This window comes from Luteibacter pinisoli, assembly GCF_006385595.1.
In the GTDB taxonomy this organism is placed as follows: Bacteria; Pseudomonadota; Gammaproteobacteria; order Xanthomonadales; family Rhodanobacteraceae; genus Luteibacter; species Luteibacter pinisoli.
In genome coordinates, this window is sequence record NZ_CP041046.1 from 2,194,672 (window position 1) to 2,213,795 (window position 19,124).

The 19,124-nt window shown below is 64.7% G+C and carries 13 protein-coding genes; 2 read left to right on the forward strand and 11 right to left on the reverse strand.

Going from position 1 to position 19,124, the window contains the following annotated elements; genetic code table 11:
• Positions 1-81: 81 nt before the first annotated feature.
• Positions 82-1,029, forward strand: coding sequence for a GlxA family transcriptional regulator (locus FIV34_RS09990; protein WP_139982223.1), 948 nt, complete (start codon positions 82-84; stop codon positions 1,027-1,029).
• 4 nt (positions 1,030-1,033) lie between these two features.
• Here the strand turns inward: FIV34_RS09990 and FIV34_RS09995 are convergent, their stop codons facing one another.
• The 6 genes from FIV34_RS09995 to FIV34_RS10020 all read right to left on the reverse strand — a co-directional run bounded on the left by FIV34_RS09995 (position 1,034) and on the right by FIV34_RS10020 (position 10,585).
• Positions 1,034-1,852 (reverse strand): oxidoreductase, encoded by an 819-nt coding sequence (locus FIV34_RS09995; RefSeq protein WP_139982226.1) that lies wholly within the window; start codon positions 1,850-1,852, stop codon positions 1,034-1,036.
• A gap of 59 nt (positions 1,853-1,911) precedes the next feature.
• Positions 1,912-2,478, reverse strand: a complete 567-nt coding sequence (locus tag FIV34_RS10000) for a TetR/AcrR family transcriptional regulator (protein ID WP_139982229.1) — start codon at positions 2,476-2,478, stop codon at positions 1,912-1,914.
• A 66-nt stretch (positions 2,479-2,544) separates the two neighbouring features.
• Positions 2,545-4,134, reverse strand: a complete 1,590-nt coding sequence (locus FIV34_RS10005) for a tryptophan halogenase family protein (RefSeq protein ID WP_139982232.1) — start codon at positions 4,132-4,134, stop codon at positions 2,545-2,547.
• 19 nt (positions 4,135-4,153) lie between these two features.
• Positions 4,154-6,592: a TonB-dependent receptor gene (locus FIV34_RS10010; protein WP_139982235.1), complete on the reverse strand. Its 2,439-nt coding sequence runs from the start codon at positions 6,590-6,592 to the stop codon at positions 4,154-4,156.
• Between the two features lie 290 nt (positions 6,593-6,882).
• Complete coding sequence (locus tag FIV34_RS10015) at positions 6,883-9,441, reverse strand: glycoside hydrolase family 3 protein (protein ID WP_246058821.1); 2,559 nt, start codon at positions 9,439-9,441, stop codon at positions 6,883-6,885.
• Between the two features lie 130 nt (positions 9,442-9,571).
• The gene (locus FIV34_RS10020) at positions 9,572-10,585 is read right to left on the reverse strand and encodes a LacI family DNA-binding transcriptional regulator (protein WP_139982238.1); all 1,014 of its coding nucleotides are present in this window, start codon (positions 10,583-10,585) and stop codon (positions 9,572-9,574) included.
• A 265-nt stretch (positions 10,586-10,850) separates the two neighbouring features.
• Between FIV34_RS10020 and FIV34_RS10025 the strand changes: the two genes are divergently transcribed.
• Entirely contained in the window at positions 10,851-12,287 is a 1,437-nt protein-coding gene (locus FIV34_RS10025) for an MFS transporter (protein WP_139985853.1), read from the forward strand.
• Here the strand turns inward: FIV34_RS10025 and FIV34_RS10030 are convergent.
• The 5 genes from FIV34_RS10030 to FIV34_RS10050 form a co-directional block, all read right to left on the reverse strand.
• Entirely contained in the window at positions 12,284-13,138 is an 855-nt protein-coding gene (locus FIV34_RS10030; RefSeq protein WP_139982241.1) for an alpha/beta fold hydrolase, read from the reverse strand. The two genes, FIV34_RS10025 and FIV34_RS10030, sit on opposite strands and share 4 nt — an antisense overlap.
• A 5-nt stretch (positions 13,139-13,143) precedes the next feature.
• On the reverse strand, positions 13,144-13,926 hold the full coding sequence (locus FIV34_RS10035) for a class I SAM-dependent methyltransferase (protein WP_246058797.1): 783 nt from the start codon (positions 13,924-13,926) through the stop codon (positions 13,144-13,146).
• A 135-nt stretch (positions 13,927-14,061) separates the two neighbouring features.
• Entirely contained in the window at positions 14,062-14,568 is a 507-nt protein-coding gene (locus tag FIV34_RS10040; RefSeq protein WP_139982244.1) for a hypothetical protein, read from the reverse strand.
• A gap of 89 nt (positions 14,569-14,657) precedes the next feature.
• Complete coding sequence (locus FIV34_RS10045; RefSeq protein ID WP_139982248.1) at positions 14,658-15,896, reverse strand: GGDEF domain-containing protein; 1,239 nt, start codon at positions 15,894-15,896, stop codon at positions 14,658-14,660.
• Positions 15,897-16,065: 169 nt separating this feature from the next.
• Entirely contained in the window at positions 16,066-19,098 is a 3,033-nt protein-coding gene (locus tag FIV34_RS10050) for a TonB-dependent receptor (protein ID WP_139982251.1), read from the reverse strand.
• Positions 19,099-19,124 lie beyond the last annotated feature (26 nt).

Consider the following 19,124-nt stretch of genomic DNA (forward strand, 5'->3'; position numbering starts at 1 on the left):
AAGAGACGCCCTTGCGTTCCCATCTGGATCCTCTATTAAATAGTGGTCCAGCGATTCAAGACATCCCTCCCGGAGATGGCCATGCATACCGTCGGCTTACTCGTCTATCCCAACTTCCAGTCGCTCGGACTCGCCGTGGCCACCGTGTTCGAATACGCGAACCTGATGCACGACGAACCCGCTTACGAACTCCAGCTGGTGTCGGAGCACGGCGGTGCTGTGATGTCGTCGCAGGGCTTCTCGGTGAATACGATTCCGTTAGGTGACCAGGGCTACGACACCCTGATCGTCACGGGCGATAACGAGTGCCGGCTGCCGTCGGCTAGCCTGATCAACTACGTGAAGGACGCCCCGAATCATTCACGACGTGTCGCATCGGTATGTACGGGAGCATTCGTTCTGGCTGAGGCTGGCTTGCTCGACGGCAAGCGGGCGACCACGCACTGGTATCACGCGCGCAGCTTCGAAAGTAAGTATCCCAAGGTGGAGCTGGAAGAGGACCGCATCTACGTTATCGATGGCCAGATCTGGACGTCGGCCGGGATGAGCGCTGGCGTTGATCTCGCCCTGGCCATCATTGAAAAGGACCTCGGCATCGAGGTGGCACGGATGATCGCGCGCAAGCTGGTCATCTATCAGCGCCGCGGTGGCGGGCAGTCGCAGTTCTCTGCCCTGCTTGAACTCGACGCCAAGTCCGATCGCGTCCAGATGGCGCTTGCGTATGCCAAGGAGAACCTGGGTGGCGACCTGTCGGTGGAGATGCTTGCGGAGGCGGCTCGCCTGAGTCCGCGGCAATTCAGTCGCGTGTTCCGCGAAGAAACCGGGCAGTCACCGGCCAAGGCCATTGAGCGACTGCGGGTGGAAGCGGCGCGCCTGATGATGGAGACCACGCGCCACCCGATTGAAGTGATCGCACGTGAGACGGGCTTTGGCGATCGCGAACGGATGCGCCAGGCATTCCTTCGTGCGTTCGGCCAACCACCGCAGGCCATTCAGCGGGCTGCGGCAGCGGCCGAGCTGGCGATCTGACCCCTTAGCGCATCGCCAGGGAGATGACCCGATCAAACATGCGATCGGAGAGATGCCGGCGCAGGAACAGGATGGGGCCGGCCATGACCCCGCCGTGGTAACGGGTCTTCGGGTGCCTGGAGGTGATGGCCTTCACGACGAGGTCGCTGATCACTTTCGCGCCGGGAAGCTTGTATCGGCCATGGATCCCACTGAATTTCGTTACCAGATCGGCATAGGCGCCGCTGGCGGAGTAGCGCCGCGCCTCGTCGACCGCGATCTGCGCCCATTCGGATTCGATGCCGCCTGGCTCGATCACGACCACGTCGATGCCGAAGTCACGCACTTCGTTGCGTAGCGAGTCCGAATAGCCTTCCAGCGCGAACTTCGACGCGTGGTACCAGCCACCGAGTGGCATCGCGCACTTCCCGCCGATGGACGAGATATTGAGGATGCGACCGTAGCGTCGTGCACGCATATGCGGAAGGCAAAGCTGTACGAGCCGTGCCGCGCCCATGAGGTTGGTCTGCATCTGGCGCTGCGCCTCTTCCATGGGCACATCCTCGAGCGCGCCGTATTGTCCGTAGCCGGCGTTGTTGATCAGGACATCGATCCGCCCCTGCTCCTCGATGATCCGATTCACCGCTGCGACCATGGACGCGTCATCCGTGACGTCCATGGACACCACGTTGCCGCCCGCGGTCTCGATGTCCTTCATCCGGGGAATGCGCCGCGCCGCGGCATAGACCGTGTATCCCTCGGCGATCAGCCGCAGGGCGAAGTCCTTGCCCATGCCCGACGACGCACCCGTGACGAGGGCGACCGGTTTCGTTTTGTTGCTCATGCGATGTGGCTCCGGGCAATAATAAGCGAGTGACTAGGCACTCATGACGAGGGAAAAATTTAGGCGATGACCCGCCACAGCGCATCGAAGCCACAGACACAATGCTCATCGGCGCGAGCCGGATCGGCGATCATGAAATCGATGGTCGACTCCGCGATGCCATTCATCAGCGAACCGACAAACGCCAGGGGTACGTTGGCCATGGGGCCATCCTTCCGGCTACGCTCGATAAATGCAGCCATCCCGGCCGTTGCCCGCTGGGCGGCATCGCGCGTCGCCGGGGTAATGTCATCGGACACGGTAAGCTGAGCCAGCGCTTTCCGCTTATCGGGAAAGGCGGCCGTCCAACGAACCCAGTTCCGCCATATCTGGAACATCTGGGCCCGGACATCGCTCTCGACGGGCAGCCCCTGCAGGGCTGTCGCGGCCATCTCTTCCTTCAGCGCCAGGTAGAGCGCATTGAACAGGTCGGCCTTCGTATCGAAATAGGTGAAGAGCGACCCGCTGGATACGCCGGCCTCCTTCGCCATGGCGGCGGTCGGCGCACTGAGCCCCTGGGACGCAATCACCCGGACAGCAGCCGCCATGATGGCGCTGCGTCGTTCGTCGCTCTTGGGTCTCGCCATGGCTCGCCTCAGGTCCAGCCGCATGCGCGGGGTTTGACACGAGCCACTCTATAGATGAGTGTCCAGTCAGTCAATAGTCCCGGTCCGGGCCGCGACGGGGAGGCTTTTCGCGTGCTCACGGCACAACTGCTCCACAAGCTCCCGATGCCCCGGCAGGTCATCCAGCGCCCTGGACGCCGCCTGCTGGATCATCGCGAACTCCTGCCGTGCGGCCTCCATGTGCGGATAGGCGCTGCGCATCGGTTCCAGGTCGGTCTTGAATTCCATCCCATAGAGGACGTACTGCCAGCTGGAGGTCATGAACATCTCCAGGTCGGAAATAAAGTCCAGCCGGTGGGGCGGCCGCTGCCTCCACTTCGCGAGCTTCTCCTGGAGCGTCAGCGGGATGCTGGCGGGGTCGCAGTTGTCCGTCCAGAACGCCGAGTCGCGTCGCTGGCTCAGGCAGTAGTGCATCTTGATGAAGTCGATGATGCGGTCGTAGCGCGCCACCATCATGGCGTTGAAATGCTGCGCCGCGCCTTCCATGTCGTCGGTGTCGGTGGGCAGCAGGTGCGTGATCAGATAGGTCGCCAGCTCGATCAGGGCGATGCCGGTCGACTCCAGCGGCTCGACAAAGCCACCGGCCAGCCCCACGGCGACACAGTTCTTGCGCCAGTGTTCGGGACGGTAGCCGGTCTCGAATTTAATGTGCATGGCCTTCGCACCCTCCCCGGCCTTGCCGAGGTAGCGTCGGAACACCGCTTCGGCGCGATCGTCCGTGCTATGCCGCGACGAATACACGTAGCCGACGCCACGCCGCTTCTGCAGGCCGATGTCCCAGATCCAGCCTGCTTCCTGGGCGGTGGAGATGGTGTAGGAGGGAATCGGCGTGTCGGGTGCTTCGTATGGCACCTGCATGGCCACCGCCCGGTCGGCAAACAGCACATCCGCCCGGCTGCGGAACGGCGACTGCATCACGTTGCCGATCAGCATCCCGCGCAGGCCGGTGCAGTCCACGTAGAGATCGGCGGTGAGGTCACCCTCCTCCTTCGTCACCACGCGCGCGATGGCGCCCTGCTCGTCCAGTTCGGTGCGCTCCACGGTGGCCACATGCCGGATCACGCCGAGCGTCTCCTGGCCATGCTCGGCAAGCACACGCGCGAAGCACGCCGCGTCGAAGTGGAACGCGTGGTTCACCGGGCCCTGGTAGTCCGGGTCCTTCGCTCGCCTTGGCGCACGCGAATGATTCACCAGCGTGCTTTGCATCGACACGGCGTCAGCGAAAGCCATGCCCTCCGGGGCAGCGCCGAGCAGCCAGTACGGCAACAGCTCGGGGCCGCCCGGACGCTGGCTGGGCGCATTGAACGGATGGAAGAAGTGCGTCGCGCCGGGTGCACCAGGCGGCCGTACCCAATGGCGGTAGTGGATGCCCTGCTTGTAAGTCGCCGTGGCGCCCGCCAGGAAGCGGCGTTCGTCGAGTCCGATGGCGGCGAGCGTGCCGCGGATGGAGGGGAACGTCGCCTCCCCCACCCCCAGCAAGCCGATGTCCGGCGATTCCACCAGATGCACCTGCACGCTCCGCGGATCCACCGCGTTGACCGCCTTGGCCAGGTAGCACGCCGCCAGCCAGCCGGCGGTGCCACCTCCTACCACAAGCACTTTCTTCAGCTGCGCCATGGGGCGTTCCCGGTCGCCGTCAGAGCCACACGCCGATCTGGACGCCGTAGGTGCGTGGCGCGAGGTACTGCGACACGTACTGCAGCGAGCCATCGGACATCAGGAAGCGGCCTGCGCTGGTGCGGATCTTTCCGTTGGAGACGTTCTGCACGTAACCGTTGACCCACCACTTGTCACCCGGCTCGCTGTAACGCAGCGCCAGGTCGCCACGCGTGTAGGCCTTCTGCTTGTCGCCCGAGCCCAGGTTGAAGTAGCTGAGCCACTGCGAGCTCTGGTACTGCGCGCTGACGCGAGGCGTGAGGCGGCCACCGTTGCCGAGCTGGAAATCATGCTCGTAGATGGCGGTGAGCGACATATTCGGCGCGTGCGGCAGGTCGTTACCCGTCACGTCCGCGCAGTTGGCCAGGTTGGATTCCGTCGGGCATGCCGGCAGGCCCTGGTAGTCGTTGGAGCCGGCGTAGATCAACTTGCCGAGTTCCTTCTTCGTGATGGCCGAGAAGATCAGGTTGAAGCGGTCGCCCTTCTGTTGGTACGCAAGCTCCGACTCGAAGCCCATGACCTTGGTGCTGCCGCCGACATTGGAGAAGCCCAGGCCGTGGTTGCCGTCCGGATAGACGATGGGCGCGGAAAGCTGGAAGTTCTTGAAGTTCTCGTAGTAGACCGCCGAGTTCCACGTCATGTGGCCGTCGAAGAAGACGAACTTGGTGCCGACTTCGTAGTTGGTCAACGTCTCGGGTTTGTACAGCGTGCCGGCGTCCTGCGTGCCGCCGGACTTGTAGCCCGTCGAGACGCTCGCATAGGCCAGGCCGTTCTCGCTGACGTCGGTGTCCAGGCGTACCAGCCAGGTCGGTTTGCCCTTGCTGTACTTGGCCGTGTTCCGCTGCGAGATGCTGAAGCCATTGGACGGATCCGGATACACGTCCGGCGAGATCGGCACTTGCGGCACGGTGGGATCGTAGGCCCAGCCCCAGTTGATGCCGCCCTTGTTTTCCTTGTCGTCATGCGACCAGCGCGCACCGCCGGTGAGGCGCCAGTGGTCGCTCAGGTGCCACGTGGCCTGCCCGAACAGCGCGTACGACTCCACGGTTTCCTTGGGCTGGATGAAGGAGCCCTGCCAGCTCACCGTGCCGTAGCGCGTGCCGTTCATGATGGGGATGTCGAAACGGATGTCGTTGTCTTCGTAACCGTAGTACGCACCGAGGATCCAGTCCACGGTCTGCGGCCCGGTGGATTTCAGGTTGATTTCCTGGCTCCAGTTCGTGTAGTTCGAACTGTTGGTGCGGTCGTCCTGGTAGACGCCATTGGTGGTGAAGCTGGTCGGCACGCTGACGCCGACGTCCTGGTCGAAGTCGCTCTGGCCCGAGTAATGGTTGTAACCGGCGATGTAGCTGAGCTGCATGCCGTCGTTGATGTTCCAGTCCATGCGGCTGCGCACCGTGTTGGACGTGCGGTGCAGGTACGGCGCGGTGTCGATCAGTGCGGACCAGAACTTCTGGCCGTCACGCGGGGTCTGCATGAGGCTCATGCTGGGCGTGCCGCGATCGATGAAATACTCGTAGGAGAGGTTCCACTTGAACGCCTCGCTGGGCTGCCACAGCGTGCTGACGCGCAGCGCGGACTGGTCCTGCGCGTTGTACTTGTCGCCACCCTGCACGTACTGGCCCGGGTCGATCGGCTTGAAGCCTGCCAGGGTGCCACCCGACGCCGGTGACGCGAGATAGGCGGCCTGCTGGTCGGCGACGCTTGGCAGCTGGCCCGACGGCTTCTGGTAATCCACGTAGCCATCGTGCTGCTCGTGGACCACGGCGACGCGCATCGCGAAGGTATCGCTGATCGGCAGGTTGAACGCGGCACGCGAGCCGAACTGGTGGTAGTTGCCCGCCCCCACCTGCGCGTTGCCGTAGAAGCCGCCACCGATGTCCGGCTTGGCCGTCTGGAAGCTGATGGCACCCGCGGTGGAGTTACGGCCCCACAGGGTGCCCTGCGGACCACGCAGCACTTCAACGCCGTCCATGTCCAGCAGGAGGCCCGATGCGGCCTCGGCGCGGGGTGCATAGATGCCGTCGACGAAGGTAGCGACTTCCGGGTCGGCGTACTCGGTCTTGGCGCTGTCGTTGCCGATGCCACGCAAGGTGAGCGTCACGACGCCATGATCGCCCTGCGAGGTACCTTGCAGGCCGGGCACGAGCTTGGTCAGGTCCTGCACGGTCATGACACGCTCGCGATCGAGCGTGTCCACGGCAATGGCCGTCACCGCGACCGGTGTCTTCTGCAGCGGCGTATCGCGTTTGGTGGCGGACACCGAGATGGCGTCGAGGTTCTGGACCTTCTTGTCCGTGGCCTCCGGGTTCTTCGACGGCGGGCTTTGTGCCGTGGCATCCTGGTCCGCCGCAAGCAGCGTCCCCGGGGCAAATGCGAGCGACATAGCGACATACATCAACTTGTGACGCAGATTCATCTGGCTCTCCCTCGAACGTTCGGATCTGCCTGGTCCGCCGCCTACGACGGCCAGGACACGATGTCCCCACTCCCCCGGAGCGCCATCGATCCACAATGACAGCGCTGTCATTGCTGGATAATAGAGCTCCTCTTCGATGAATGCTTGCCGCAGGGCAGCAAGACATCCATCCCCTCATAAACACATCTGCTACGGCTCCGTGCCGCGCGCCGACCTTCTCAGCGCCTTGATATTGCTGCAGAGCAAATAGACGTCTGGGGCGCCTGATCCCTCGAGACGGCGCCCGGTCGTCATGGTTTGTCGCCGTGAGGCGTGCAGGTCAACGTACGGTCGGCGACGGTGCCCAGCGAGACGTCGGTGATCGCCACCTGCCCGGCGGAACGGCTGGACCATGCGAACGGCTGGTCGATCCGGCTCATCGTGGCCCCGGCCTCGCGGAAACACTTCAACGGAATACCCACGCGCACCCACTGCCCGTGGGGCAGCGCGGCGAGCTGATGCCCCACGGGCACCGAGCCGGCACACCCGGGGCCGCAGCCCATCGTGATCACCGAGGTGTCATCCGCTGAGACGGCGTCGATCTTCAGCGTGGTGACCAGCAGCACATCGCCATTGGTCTCGCGATCCACATCGAGCGGTGCGGGTGCGACCAGGGCCACGTTCGCGACGCCGTTGCCGGACCACGTAAGGCTGCGTGCGTCCTCCTGGGCCTTGTAGTCGAGGGCGCCGATCTTCAAGCTGCCATCCGCCGTGGCCACCGGCGTGGCGGTGGCGTTCGTGGAAGCGCCATTCGCGGCGGTCATGCGCAGCGCGAAATCCTGTGCCGGCTTGCCTCGGGTGAAATACACGCCTGCCTGCGCGGAGCTCAGCACGAGGCCGGGATCCTCGGGCAGCGCCGCGGTGGCGCGGCGATCGGCATAGGTCAGGCCGAAGCCATAGGGAAACTGCGGGTGGTCGCCTTTGGCGATGGCACCGGGAATCTGCAGCGCATTGCGTGGCCACGCGTAGGCCAGCTTGCCGCGGAAATCGTGGGCGACATGGCCCTCGCGGGTGCGCAGCAGCACATCGGCAATGCCCTCCCCTTCACTGCCCGGCAGCCACGCAACGACGAACGCGTCGGCGGCGTTGATCTCGCGATTCATCCACAGCGGCCGTCCGGTGAGGAATACGGCCACCACTGGCACGCCCTGCCCGCGCAGCTTGCGAAGCAGATCGAGGTCACGGTCGTTGCCCGGGCGGTAGGCGAGGTTTGGCAGGTCCCCCTGGAACTCCGCGTACGGGTCCTCGCCGAAGACCACGATGGCGAAGTCGGGCTTTTGCTTATAGTCGCCGTCGACCGACAGTTCGGCGCTGCCGCCCGCGGCTTCGACCTGGGCCTTGAGGCCTCCCCAGATGGAAGTGGCGCCCGGGAAGTTCTCATTCGTCAGGCCGGTGCCCTGCCAGGTGAGCGTCCAGCCACCGTTCTGCTTTGAGATGTTGTCCGCGCCGTCACCCGCGACCAGGACACGCTTGCGGGGATCGATCGGCAGCACGCCCTGGTTTTTCAACAGCACCAGCGATTCGCGCACGGCGCGCCGCGCCACTGCCCGATGCGCGGGATTGCCAACCACCTCGGCCGAGCGTGCGGCGAGTGCGTTGGCTGACGGCAGCCCGGCCTCGAACATGCCCAGGCGCAGCTTCACCCTTAGGATGCGCGTTACCGCATCATCGATGCGGCTCATCGGAATCACGCCCGCTTTGACCTGGGCCAGCGTGTTCTTGTAGAGGCCTTTCCACGAGTCGGGCGCCTCGAGCATGTCGAGGCCCGCGTTATAGGCCGCGGCGCAGCTTTCGTTGGTGCAGCCGGGGACCTGGCCATGCGCATTCCAGTCGCCCAGCACGATCCCGTCGAAGCCCATGCGCTCCTTGAGCACGCCGGTGATCAGGCCCTGGTTACCGGCCATCTTGACCCCGTTCCAGCTGGAGAACGAGACCATCACGACCTGCACGCCGGCCTTGATCGCCGGTGGATAGCCGGCGCCGTGGATGTCGCGCAGCACGGCCTCGCTGATCCGGGCGTCGCCCTGGTCCTTGCCACCCTGCGTGCCGCCATCGCCGAGGAAGTGCTTGGCGGTGGCGATGACGTGCCCGGCATCGAGGAAGGTCGGGGTACCTGGCTTGCCTTCCAGCCCACCGATCACCGCGGCGGCGTACTGCGCGACGAGCTCCGGGTTCTGCGAATAGCCCTCGTACGAGCGGCCCCATCGCACGTCCTGCGGCACGGTGAGCGTGGGCGCGAAGGTCCAGCTGATGCCGCTGGCACGCAGCTCCTGCGCGGTGACTTCGCCGATGTCGTGGAGCAGCTGCGGATCGCGCGTGGCGCCGAGGCCGACGTTCTGCGGGAAGAGCGTGCTGCCGACCAGGTTGTTGTGGCCGTGCACGGCGTCGATGCCGAACAGCACCGGAATAGCCAGGCGCCCGTTCGAGGTATCCATGGACGCGCGGTAGAACGCATCGGACAACGCCTGCCACTGCGAGGCGACCGGGAACGGCTGGCCGGGTGGTTTGGAGTTGCCGCCGGCCAGCACCGAGCCCAGGCGGTACTGGCGCACGTCGTCGGGCGTGACGTATTTGATGTCGGCCTGGATCATCTGCCCGACCTTATCTTCCACCGACATCCTGGCGAGCAGCGCGTGGACCCTGGCTTCGAGCGCGGGGTCCGCCGGCAGCGGCGAATGGCCTTTCGGCCACTGGTCCGGGTGCACGGTGGCCGATTCGTCGGCCGTGGCGGGAGCGCTTGCGAACAAGGCACCGGCGAACGACAGCGCGACGGACATGCTTCGCGACATCAGGCTCAAGGGCTGCAGCATCGGCACGACAAAGCTCCCTGCTCGCGCACCGGCGGCACGCTTCCGAAGCGGATGGTGGCAGGAATGACAGCGCTGTCAATTTGCTATGCAGCATGACCAGGGCGCCGTCACCGAACGGCGGGGGTCGTCGTTAGGGGGCGGCTGCGGTCGAGCCGCGGATCTGCAATGAGAAAGGAATCTGCACCAGCTTGCCGGTGCCATGGCCACGCAGCTCGCTCAGCAACTGCTCGGCGGCAATCTTTCCCATCTCGCGACTGGGCTGCTGGACCGTGGTGAGCGCCGGCCACAACTGGCGCGACAGGGGGGTATCGTCGAAGCCACAGACCGACACGTCGTGCGGCACCTTCAGGCCGTACTCGCCCGCCGCCCACATCACGCCGGTGGCCATGTCGTCGTTGGCGGCGAACACGGCGGTGGGTCGGTCGGGGAGTGAAAACAGATGCCTCGCGGCTTCAACGCCCGAGGCGAAGGTAAACGCCCCCTGCACCACCAGCGCCGGGTCTTCATCCAGCCCCGCGGCGGCCATGGCTTCGCGGTAGCCGGCCAGTCGCCAGCGGCTGGCACCATGGTTCGCGATGCCGATCACGTGGGCGATCCGACGGTGCCCCAGGGCCAGGAGATGCTCCACGATGGCCCGCGCCGCCTGTTGCTCATCCATCCTGACGCCGAGCGTCTTCGCCTGCCGCACTGGCGACACGCTGGCGTAGGGCACGTTGGCCTCGCGCAGGCGCTTCAACAGCGGCGCATAGTCGGTAATCGGCGGCGTCAGGACCACGCCATCAGGGTGGTGGTCGGAAATCAGCGCATCGAGGCGACGGATGAAGTCGCCATCGCGCATGCGCAGGGGCCGCACCATCATGCTGTAGCGATGCGCATCGCACGCCTCGAGCACGCCATCCTGGATCTCGGCCAGGTAGGTGGACGCCGGGTTGTCGTTGTTGTCGTACAGCATGGCGACAAGGAACGAGCGGTTGCCCGCCAGGCTGCGTGCCGACGGATGGGGGCGGTAGTCCATCTCCTCCATGGCCGCACGCACGCGCTCACGCGTGGTGTCGGTGACGTTGGCCTCGTCGTTGAGCACGCGCGACACCGTCTTGGGCGATACGCCGGCTTTGCGCGCGACATCTTCGAGGCGTACCCGCATGGATTCTCCACTCACTTCACACTGTCGAATGACTATGCCGCCACATCCCTGCCCTTTACAAGCGCAGGTTCCGCCGCCGATGCTGCGGCCGCAGCATGCGGGATGCGCCGGGCCATGACATAACTGCGGTTGGAGGAGGCACCCATGACCCCGGACAACCCCTGTGCAGACCCGCTACGTGCGTGCTGAGCCTGTCCCCGACGGATGGGGTGACGTGCTACGGCCGACGAAGCGGGCCGCGCTGTCGTTCTGGCAGATATGGAACATGTGCTTTGGCTTCCTCGGCCTCCAGTTCGGCCTCGGCCTGCAGAACGCGAACGTCAGCCGGATCTTCCAGACGCTAGGTGCGAACGTAAACGACATCCCGGCCCTGTGGATCGCTGCGCCGCTGACCGGACTGATCGTCCAACCCATCGTCGGCCACTATTCGGACCGCACGTGGAACCGGCTGGGCCGGCGCCGCCCTTACTTCCTCGCGGGCGCCGTCTTCGCGTCGCTGGCCTTGCTGTGGATGCCGAACGCATCGGCGCTGTGGATCGCCGCAGGCCTGCTGTGGATCCTCGATGCGTCGATCAACGTTTCCATGGAGCCGTTCCGCGCCCTCGTCGGCGACCAGTTGCCGACCCGGCAAGGGCCGGCCGGTTTTGCCATGCAGAGTTTCTTCATCGGCGCGGGGGCCGTCGTCGCCTCCATCGCGCCCTGGGTGCTTGCGCACTTCGGCGTCGCTAACGTGGCGGCGGATGGCGGCATCCCGGATACGGTGAAGTACGCGTTCTACGTGGGCGGCGCGGTGCTGCTGGGCGCCGTCCTCTGGACGATGCTCACTACACGCGAATACCCGCCTGCCCAGCTGCGATCCTTCGCCGATGCCGTCCCAGAGAGGCCGGCGGTGGATGTGTCGCGCGCCAGGCAACCCGGGTTGTTCCTGTTGCTGGCCGGTGCCGTCGTGCTCTTCGCCATCAGGCACTTCGCGCTGGAGAAAGAGGTGTACCTGCTCGCCGGTGGCCTGATCGTGTTCGGCCTGCTGCTTACCTGGCTGAGCCGTACCGGCAGCCGCGGGATGCTGCGCGAGATCGTCGGTGATCTCTACGGCATGCCGGAGTCCATGCGACGACTGGCCGGGGTGCAGCTGTTCTCCTGGTTCGCACTGTTCGCGATGTGGATCTACGCGACGTCCGGCGTGACGCAGACCATGTACGGCACGGGCGACACGAGCTCGGCGGCGTACAACGAAGGCGCCAACTGGGTCGGTGTCCTGTTTGGCGCCTACAACGGTTTCGGCGCGCTGGCCGCGGTGGTCATCCCGTTGATGGTCCGCCGCTGGGGCCTGCGCACCAGCCACGTGGTGAACCTGTGCCTTGGTGGCGCAGGCCTCCTGTCGTTCCTCTACATCCGCGATCCGCGCTGGCTGCTCGCGTCGATGGTCGGTGTGGGCTTCGCGTGGGCCTCGATCCTGTCGCTGCCCTACGCACTGCTGTCGGACCACCTGCCCACGGCGAAGATGGGCGTGTACATGGGCATCTTCAACTTCTTCATCGTGATACCGCAGGTGCTCGCCGCGAGCATCCTCGGGATGCTGCTGCGCCTGTGCTTCCATAACCAGCCCATCTGGGCGCTGGGCATCGGCGGGGCCAGCCTGCTTATGGCGGCGGTTTGCACGCTGTATGTGCCGAAGCCGGCATCACGGCACCCGGCGCATTAGTGCGACAGGAAGTCCGTCGAATACTGCATCACCGACGGCGAAGCCATGAGGGTGTAATGCGTCGTGCCGGGGATGATGGCCAGCTGGTTGGGCGAGCGCAGCGACCCGTCCAGGCCGGCGTCTCTCTGTCCACCGCCAAGTAGCTTGTAGAACTCGGCGATGTGCTCGGGCCTGATGCAGTCGGCATCGGCGAAGATCAGCAGCGTGCGGGCTTTGATGCCGCGGATGCCTGCCGACCAGTCGAAATCCTTCTTATTGAGCTCGCCGGTCTTGCGCATCACCGTCGGCCAGTCGGTCCCGGGATACATGGCACCCATGGGGGATTTGGCGATCTCGCCGCCGATCGCATCCGCCATGGCCGGCATCTTCTCGAAGGCTTCCTGCATTTCCGGGTACTCGCCCTTCCGCGCATAGGCGACAGACACGACGATCAGCTTGTCGAGCATGTCCGGATGCCGGATCGCGAACTGCACCGCGATCCCGCCGCCGAACGAATAGCCCATGACGCTCGCCTTGCTGATGCCCAGATGCTTGAGCACGGCCGCTACATCGTCGGCATCCTGCTCCACCGACCAGGGCGCCGTCGTATCCTTGCTAAGCCCATGCCCGCGCGCATGGATGGCGATCACCTTGAAATGCTTCGCCATCTCGGTAAGCGGCGCGCCGAACATCTCTGCCGGGCTCACCCCGCCGTGCAGCATAACCAGCGGGGCGCCCTGGCCACGGACGTCGTAGTAGACCTCAGTCCCACTGACCTTCGCGTAGCCGCGCTGGCCCGGTTGGGCCAGCACCGATGCCGGCGCCACCAGCACAATGACGACCACGCAGGCCCGCACGATCCACTTGGCCATGGCCATCACTTCGCGTTGGCAGGCTTCTTGAAGCGCAGCATGAAGCGATCGGTCTTGCCCTTCACGGCCGGGTCGAAGATCTTCAGCGAATGATCGTCGGACGTGTTTGCCAGCACCGACGATTCCTTATCGAGGACGAATCCGGCCTTTTCCACTTCCGCTTTTACCGTATCCGGATCAATCCGGTGCAGGTCTTCGGTGTGATTCAGGCCCTGCCCTTTCGCCGCAGCATGATCGACGATGACGTAATAGCCACCGGGCTTGAGCAACTTGAAGACGGCCTGGTTGAAGCCATCGACGCTCGCGCCCTTCATGAAGCTATCGTGGAAGTCGTGGTAGTTCTCGAACGTCCAGATGACGTCGAACGTGTTGAACATGTGCTCCGGCGGCGGCTGTGCCAGAGGATCCGAAATGCCTTCCACGTTGCCGTATCCCGGCTCGGTGCCAATGGCCTTGGCGATTTTCACCGGGTCGCTCTTGAACTCCGCGATCTCGGCGGGGACATAGGCATAAACCTTGCCCTTGGCTCCGACGATCGGCGAGAACAGCCGGCTCCAGTAGCCGCCACCGGGCCACACGTCCATCACGGTGTCACCAGCCTTGACGCCCGAGAAGGCCACGAGCTCCGCGGGATGGCGGATGGCGTCCTGTTCGGTGTCTTTTGCAGGACGGTGGGTATTGGCCACGGCCGCGGCGATAGCGGCGCTGGAGGCCGGAGGGCTCGCTGCGGGGGCGGCGGCGGAAAGAACGGCAGCGGCAAGCGCCGCGGCCAGGAGGGTGGATTTCATGCCTCGCCTTCCTTAGGGCCCGTGGCCCTGCGACATCCGGAAGGCAGAGCCTAATCCCGCGATGGCCCTTCGCGCCATAGGCCGCCTGGGGTGCCGCGGTAACGCCGCACCCCAGGCGAGCGCCAGGCGCGGGATTTACTCCAGGTCGCCCAGCTTGGCGTTCTTCCCGGGCTCTTTCAGCCAGGTGGCGACGTCCTCGCCAATTTCCTTGGTGATGCGCACGAGCACCGAGCAGCTGCTCTTGAACTGGCCCAGCGCGCCGCCCATGGAGATCCGGCGATCCTTGAAGTTGCCGATGACCTGGCCACCTTCGTAAAGCTTGCCTTTCACAGCCATCGACTTGTGGTGACCCATGAAGGCGTTTCCGTCGGCGACGGCTTCATAGATTTCCAGTTCGAGGACACGCCCGGCGCCGGCCGTATTGGCGTCGGCCGACACGTCGACCGTGACGCCATTCTCTTTTGCGGAGGCCATGATGGCGTCGGGAAGCTCGTCTTCGAGCTTGCATTCGTCGAGCACCGATTTCGCGATATCGGCATCGTCGTTGAACGTCACCGGCTTCTTCAGCGTGACGCCATCACCGGCGAACGCCGCCTGGGCCACGGCCAGCATCGCCATCGCGGCGATGATTTGCTTCGTCATTTCGATTTCCCTGTCTGGTCAGACTGCCCCATCCCCTGTGAATGGGTCGGGCATTCTAGTACGCCGGCGTCCGTGCGGTCGATGCGGGCTTACCGCCGTCGATGGCGCCTGAGCCGATACAGGTCGGCATCCGCTTCGGCCAGCGTGGCCTCCATCGTGCGTCCAACCCGGTGTTCCGCCACGCCGGCCGTAAAGGCGCACGGTGCGTTGTGCGCAGCGGCGAGCCGTTCAACGCATGCCAGGGCGTCCTCGGCGGTCGCCTGGGGTTGCATGATCAGGAACTCATCGCCACCCAGTCGCAGGAGCTGATCCTGATCCCGGATGTGCTCGCGGAAGAAGGCGGCCATGCGCACCAGCACATCATCGCCCTGCGCGTGGCCGTGGGTGTCGTTGATGACCTTGAAGCCATCCAGGTCGATCGCCACGCACGCCCAGCGTTCCCCGAAGCCGCCCAATGCCATCGTCTCGGCCAGGTAACGACGGTTGTAGCAACCGGTGAGCGCGTCGCGGACGGCGCTCTCGCGCAGGCGCTGTTCCTGCAGCACCTGGTCGGTGATGTCCTGGGCGTGGCCCAGGATCACGGTCTCGCCGTCCGATACGTCGACGACGTTCCGGTACTGCCATACGCGCACCGAGCCATCCGCGGCGAGGAAGCGCAGGCGTCCTTCGTCGCTGCCACGGGAGAGGATCCGGGCCAGATAGGCCGGCACCTGCTGCGCATCGGCAACCGGCATCAGGTCGGCCAGCGGGCGGTCGACCAGTTCGGTCATGGCAAAGCCCAGGGATTGGCATGCCGCGGGATTCACGCTGAGCAGGACGCCATGGACGTCATGCGTGCAGATGAGGCCAAGGCTGTAAGTGAACAGGCTGCGGAAACGCCGCTCGCTGGCGATCAGGGCATCGATGTCGCGCCGCCGCTCGGTGATGTCCTGCAGTGTACCGATCAGTCTCGACGCCTTGCCACGCTGCTGCTCGACGGTCCCTTGCGCCCGGACCCAGATGGCCCGGCCGGCCGCGGTCTGGAGCGGCAGTTCCAGGTCCCAGCCCTCGCCGTGCTCGATGCCACGCAGGATGGCGGCTTCGAGCACCGCGCGCACTTCGGGGCTGTAGTAGCTGATCGCTTCTTCCAGCGTCGGCACGTGGTCGATCGGCTGGTCGTGGATGCGGCAGGTCTGCGCCGTCCACGTTAGTACGCCATCGGCCAGGTTGAGCTGCCAGCCGCCGACGCCGGCGACCTGCCCGATCCGGTCGATGACATCCTGCAGCGCCTGCACGGTCCCGGCATCCGCGTGGGCGGCCGGGAGAGACAGGTCAACGGGTTCGGCCACGAGACACCCTCAGCATGGTTAGCGGCCGGGGGATTATTCACCGGCCGCGCGCCATGGGAAAGATGCTGGGCAAAAAAAGCGCCACCGTCGGAAGGGTGGCGAGGGGAGACTGCACAAGGCGGACCGTCCCTGGTCCTTTTTTTGTTGTGATCTGGAGTCAGCTACCTGATCAGAAGTCGTACGTCGCCGTCAGGCGAGCGAAGCGCGGCGTCTGGTAGTAGATGCCGGCACCGTAGGTGTTGGAAACGGTGAACCGGTCATCTTCGTACGTGTAGTCTTCAAGCAGGGGCTTGCGCTCGTTCGACACGTTGAACACCTGCAGGCCGAAGGCCAGCTTGTGGTCGAAGTACGACGGGCGGTATTCCACGGCCAGGTCGAGCTGCTTCACCCACGGCAGACGCTGGTCGCCCGGGGCATACAGCTGGCCGCCGCACGAGTGGTACGACGAGTTGTAGCCGATCGGATCGATATCATCCGGCCCGAAGTAACCCAGGCAGGATTTCGGCGCACCCGAGGTCAGGCGCAGGTTGCCGGAGACGAGCCATTCCGGGGTCACCTGGTACGAGCCGTAGGCTTTCAGCTGGTGCTTGCGATCGTTCGCCAGCAGGCCGTTGCTGTGGATCATCAGCTCGGCGGCATCCCAGTCCTGCGTCTTGGAGATGTCGTTCTGGCCGATATCCGACTTCACCTGGCCTTCCGTGTTGCCGTAGCTCTTGGCAAAGGTGTAGTCGATGCGGGCGAACCACTTGCCGTCAAACGGATGCTGGAGGTAGAGGTCCAGCGCGTAGTACTTGCGCTTCGCCCCCTGGGTGAAGCCCCAGTCGTCCTTGGACATCTTCACGTCGGTACGGCCGCTGCCGTCCACGTTAGCCAGGCTGAAGTTATTCGACTTACCCGGGTTGAAGATGACGCAGCCAGGAATCGTCACGCTATCCGGATCGATACCCTGCGCCGTGAGCTTGTCGGCGATCTTGCCGGTATCGCAGACGTCGTCGATCGCGGCCTGCAGGCGGCGCATGGTGAACTTCGCACCGGTCACCCACTCCGTCCCAAGCGTCTTGTCGAAGCCAAGGATGGCCTCATCCTGGTACTGGGACTTCAGGTTGGTGGCCGTAATGGCCTTCGGGTCATTGGCCTGGCCGTACTCGCCGTTGGACGACACCGGGCCTGGGCCGAGCGGAGTCAGGCCGGTCGGCGTGCCGTTTGCCGTGATGCCGGTATAGGTGAAGTATTCATCGGTGAACGTGGACGACGACGCGCCACGGATGGCCACGCTGTTCGGCAGCGCCAGGTAGTAACGACCGAGGTTGCCGTAGATCTTCAGCGACGAATCACCGAAGACGTCCCACGACGCGCCCAGGCGCGGCGCCCACTGGTTACCGCTATCGACGTAGCTCTTGCCGAAGTTGTTGTAGTTGGTGAACTTGTCGTTGCGGATACCGGCCGTGAGCAGCACCTTGTCGACGATCTGCCACTTGTCTTCCAGGTAGTACGCTTTCTGGTCCACCGACATGCTGGTGGTGGTGGAGAAGATGCGCTTGGCGACGTAATAGCCGTCCCCGCCCGCCGGGCCGACGCCGAGCGCCGGCACCAGGTCCACGGTCGGGTCACCCGCCTTGCGGTACCGGAAGTAGTAACCCGGGCCGGTGGTGGCCTGGCCTTCGTTGTGGCCGCTGAACTTCATGTTGTCGATACCACCGGTGAGGCGGTGGTCGCCCAGCTGCCACTCAAGGTCGGCACGCAGGCCGTGGGTCTTGCTGTTGGCGTCCGGGGCGTTCTTGGTCGTCGTCGTGTTGCCGTTGGTGATCAGGTTGCCGCCGGTGACGGCCGGATCCTGCAGGTCGGGACGGTCGATGTACGGGTCGACGCCGTTATCACCGGGGTTACGGACGATGTCGTCGGTGTGGCTCTTGCCATACGTGGCCGAGAACGTCAGGTCATCCGTGATGTAGCTGGTGTACTTCAGGATGCCGTACTTGGATGCCACCTTGGTGGTGTTCGGGTAGCTTCCGAGGAAATCCCCAGAGGTACGGGTGTCGTAGTTGTAATCGTAGTAACGGCCGCTCTGCTCGACCACCGAACGGATCCCGGTCAATTCAACGATGTTGCTGTCGTTGATGTTCCAGTCGAGTTTGGCGTAGTACTTGGGAAGGTTGTACTCGTAATGGTTGTTCGCGTTCGGGTTGGTAATCGCCGTGGTGGTCGACGTACCGTCGGTCTTTTCGGTTTCCGCCGCCACGAACATGTACAGCTTGTCCTTGATCAGCGGGCCTCCGACATAGCCGCTGATGACGCGCGTCCACTGCGTGTTGTCCTGGCGGTTACGGTAGATCGTCCCGGCCAGTTCGGGCGACGTGTACTCGTAACCTGCCGGCAGGTTGCCATCCGGGAAGTACTGGCTGCCCAACGTGGAGCGTGCGAACTTCGGCTCCCACAGCACCTGTGCCCCGAAGTGCCAGTCGTTGGTGCCACGCTTGCCCACCTGCGAAATCACGCCGCCGTCCGAGCGCCCGTACATCGCGCTGTAACCGCCGGTGTAGATTTCCTGCTGGTCGATGGCACCGTACGGCAGGCTCACGCCACCGAGGTTGCGCAGCGGGTCAGAGGTGTTGAAACCGTTGATGTAGTAAGCGTTTTCCGAAACGCCTGCGCCGCCGAACGAGACCACGCGGCCGAAGTCACCCGAGCCAGTGACGGCGCCAGGCGCGAGCAGTGCGATGGATTCGGCGTTGCGACCCAGCGGCAGGCGGGCCAGCTGTTCGGACGTGACAACGGTGCGCGAATCCACCGCGGAGACGTCAATCGGTGGCAGCGAGTTGGCGGTGACCGTCACCGACTCCAGCGACTGGGCGCTGGCTGCCTGCGCGGCACCGGTGAACGACACTTCGGAACCCGCGCCGACGGTCAGGCCGACGTTCTTGCGTGAATCGACCACGCTGCCATTCTGCACGACGTTAACGGTGTAGCTGCCCAGCGGGAGGTTACCGATGCGGTAACGACCGTCCTGGCCGACAGCCACTTCGCGATTCACGCCCGTGGAGCCGGATACCTGGATGGTTGACCCTGGTGCTGCCTCGCCGAAGATCGAGCCGGTGGTGGACTGCGCCATCACCGTCCCGGCGCCGCCGAGCGAAGAAGCAAGGGCAAAAGCCAAGGCTGAGCGGCGCAGCAGCTGCGCCGTGCGGATGTTACGAGAATTCATTGACGACTCCCCGAATTGGCCGATTT